Annotated in this window: 3 protein-coding genes and 1 pseudogene; 3 read left to right on the top strand and 1 reads right to left on the bottom strand. The window is 63.1% G+C overall.

Annotated elements, in window-relative coordinates; translation table 11 throughout:
• From EN984_RS29505 to EN984_RS29495, 3 genes and pseudogenes are all read left to right on the top strand, one after another.
• Window positions 1-181 (top strand): annotated as a pseudogene (locus tag EN984_RS29505) (ABC transporter permease); the annotation flags it as partial.
• 10 nt (window positions 182-191) lie between these two features.
• On the top strand, window positions 192-953 hold the full coding sequence (locus EN984_RS29500; RefSeq protein WP_127266976.1) for a glucose 1-dehydrogenase: 762 nt from the start codon (window positions 192-194) through the stop codon (window positions 951-953).
• Between the two features lie 298 nt (window positions 954-1251).
• Complete coding sequence (locus EN984_RS29495) at window positions 1252-2016, top strand: hypothetical protein (RefSeq protein WP_127266975.1); 765 nt, start codon at window positions 1252-1254, stop codon at window positions 2014-2016.
• 145 nt (window positions 2017-2161) lie between these two features.
• On the opposite strand, the gene EN984_RS29490 is transcribed toward EN984_RS29495, so the two are convergent.
• Window positions 2162-2827: aldehyde dehydrogenase family protein (locus EN984_RS29490; RefSeq protein ID WP_127384152.1), on the bottom strand; the 666-nt coding region annotated here is incomplete at its 5' end.

Here is a 2827-nt window from a genome sequence, read left to right as displayed (position 1 = left end):
TTTCATTGTGGCCTTCTTCGTCGCCGGGGCGCAGACGACGCTGCCGATCTGTGTCTTCGCGTCGATCCGGCGCGGCGTGACGCCGGAGATCAACGCCATCGCGACGATCGTGCTCGTCGCTTCCGTGCTGCTTGTGGTGCTTGCCCAATGGCAATTGCGCCAGCGCAAGCCGTCGAACTGAAAGTCGCATCATGATCCTCAAAGACCGCATCGCCGTCGTGACCGGCGCCGGCTCCGGCATCGGGCGCGCCGGCGCCATGATCATGGGCAGGGAAGGCGCGGTGGTCGTCATCGCCGACAGGGATCAGGCCGCCGGCGAAGCAACGGCTTCGGACATAAGGGCAGTGGGCGGGCAGGCCGAGGCGATCGCCACTGACGTCGCGGACGATGGGGCGCTGGAAAAGCTCATTGCCGGCACGATCGAGAGGCACAGGCGCATCGACATCCTGCACAATCACGCCGGCATCCAGGTCGGCGGAACGCTGACCGAGGTCGAGGTCGGCGGCATGGACGCGTCATGGCGGGTCAATGTGCGGGCGCAGTTCCTGGCGGCCAGGATGGTCATGCCGTCGATGGTCGCACGAGGCGGTGGTGTCATCCTCAATACCGCCTCCAATTCGGGCGTGTTCTACGACCGCGAGATGATCGCTTACGCCACTTCCAAACACGCGGTAGTGGCAATGACGCGGCAGATGTCGCTCGACTATGCCCGGCACAATGTCCGCGTCAACGCGCTCTGCCCGGGCTGGGTCGACACGCCGTTCAACGAACCGTTCATCGCCCAGATGGGCGGACGCGAGGCGATCGAAACCTATGTCCGCACCAAGATTCCGATGGGACGCTGGGCCAGCGCCGATGAGATCGCGGAAGCGATCCTGTTCCTCGTCTCCGACCGCTCATCCTTCATGACCGGCCAGGCGCTGGTAATCGACGGCGGTGAAAGTATCGGCTGAGACTTGTGCTTTCTTTATCAATTGCCCTGTTTCAAAGCCTTTCCGATATACCACGTCACGACTTTCACCCATGCCGCTGGATTCCGGCAGGACTATAGTCCTGCCGGCATGGGACTTCAGTGCCATCGCCGTTCAAGAGCGCTGATTCGTGTTTAATATCAGATGGTTATGCTTCGGGCTGATCGGCAGATCGCGTATTGAGACAGCATTTGTCTAAAGTTTACTCTGTACAATTAGCGATTTCTCATAGGACGGTCACTAGCGGTCGGGCCAGGTGACGATTCCCGAGGAGATTACCATGACAAACCGGAAAACTCTGTTCGCGGCGCTTGCCGCATTGGCGCTTCTGGCGTCTCCGGCGCTCGCCGGAGCCGGCGGCAACGGGCACGGCGGCGGCAATGGCGGTGGCAACGGCAACGGCGGGGGCAATGCCGGCGGTAACGGCGGCAATAGCAATGGCAAGAGCGGCGGTTCGCACGGCAAGTCTTCGTCGGCTCGGGGGCAGGTGGCAAAGGCCAAAACGGACGACACCACGGTCGACAAGACCACAAAGGTCTCGTCGGTTCCCAAGGAGAAGAACATCCACGCCAAGCTCGGTCGGCTGAACTCGCTTCAGCGCAACATCAACGCCTATATGAACTCGAAGAGCAAGAAGTTCGCTGCCATCCAGGCCTTCGTGACGCAGTCCGCCAAAGCCAAGGTTGCTCAGGCCGCCGCTGAAGCGGCCCAGGAGAAGCTGGATGCGCTGAATTCTCAGTTGACCGCGCTGACGTCGCTGACGCCCGAGCAGATTGCGGCCATGACGCCCGAAGATCAGGCGGCCTTGCCTGGGAGGATAACGGATCTGGAGGCCGAAATCACTGCCCAGGAGGCAGAGGTCACCGCCGCCAATGAGGCGGCTGCCGCGGCAGAGGTCGGCACCGATGATGCATCGCTCGACGCGGCACTGGCGGATATGGCCAACAAGCCGGTCGACGCTGCGGTCACGTCCTGGGCTCAGGGCGTCCTTGCCGACAAGATCGACCAGACGGCCGCCGCGATGGAAGCAGAAACGACGCCGTAACGACTTGCCGTTGAAACGGCAGTAGCCAATCGAAGAAAGATGCCGCCGGGTTTCGCCCGGCGGCATCGCTTTTTCCCGGCCATGGACTGGCTATCCCAGGATAGCCACCGAGCTGGCTATCCGGAGCTGGCGAGGTTCGAAACACTCAGACGTGCTTGCGGCCACCGGTCTCGCGGAACCAGCTGTCGGGGTACGGATACCACCATTCCTGGATTGCAGGCTTGTGGTCGATGATCACCATTTTGGAGCGGCGGAAGGCGTCGAGCCCCTGGCGTCCGAGCTCGCGGCCGAGGCCCGAGGCCTTCCAGCCGCCGAAGGGCAGGGCATCATTGTCGATCAGCGGGTTGTTGACCCAGACCATTCCGGCTTCGAGCCGTTCAGCCGCCTCGTGGGCTTCGGCCAGATCGGTGGTGAAGACAGAGGCGCCGAGCCCGAACGGGCTGTCATTGGCAAGCCGGATCGCCTCGTCGAAATCCCTGACCCGGCAGATGGCGGCGACCGGTCCAAAGCATTCTTCGCGCACGATTGCCATGTCCGGGGTGACGCCGGTCAGGATCGTCGGCTCGTAGAACCAGCCCGTGTTGTGTGCCGGAGGGATGCGTCCGCCGGTGACCGCCTCGGCGCCGTGGGCGATGGCATCGTCGACCAGCCGCATGACCTTGGTGCGAGCGGCCTCGCTGACCAGCGGGCCGATCTCGGTCTTGTCCATGCCGTTGCCGATGCGCAGCGCCCGGGTCCTTTCGGCGAACAGCGCGACGAAGCGGTCATGAACGGCATCGACGACGAAGAAACGCTCGGCGGAGGTGCAGAC

It is taken from the genome of Mesorhizobium sp. M7A.F.Ca.CA.004.12.1.1 (genome assembly GCF_003997835.1).
Classification (GTDB): Bacteria; Pseudomonadota; Alphaproteobacteria; order Rhizobiales; family Rhizobiaceae; genus Mesorhizobium.
The sequence above is the reverse complement of the archived record's forward strand: the minus strand, read 5'-3'. Positions and strand labels throughout refer to the sequence as shown.

What these genes read in the sequence shown, in the direction of transcription:
- EN984_RS29500 (WP_127266976.1), top strand. Translation starts at nt 192, where the DNA reads ATGATCCTCAAAGACCGCATCGCCGTCGTGACCGGCGCCGGCTCCGGC.
- EN984_RS29495 (WP_127266975.1), top strand. Translation starts at nt 1,252, where the DNA reads ATGACAAACCGGAAAACTCTGTTCGCGGCGCTTGCCGCATTGGCGCTT.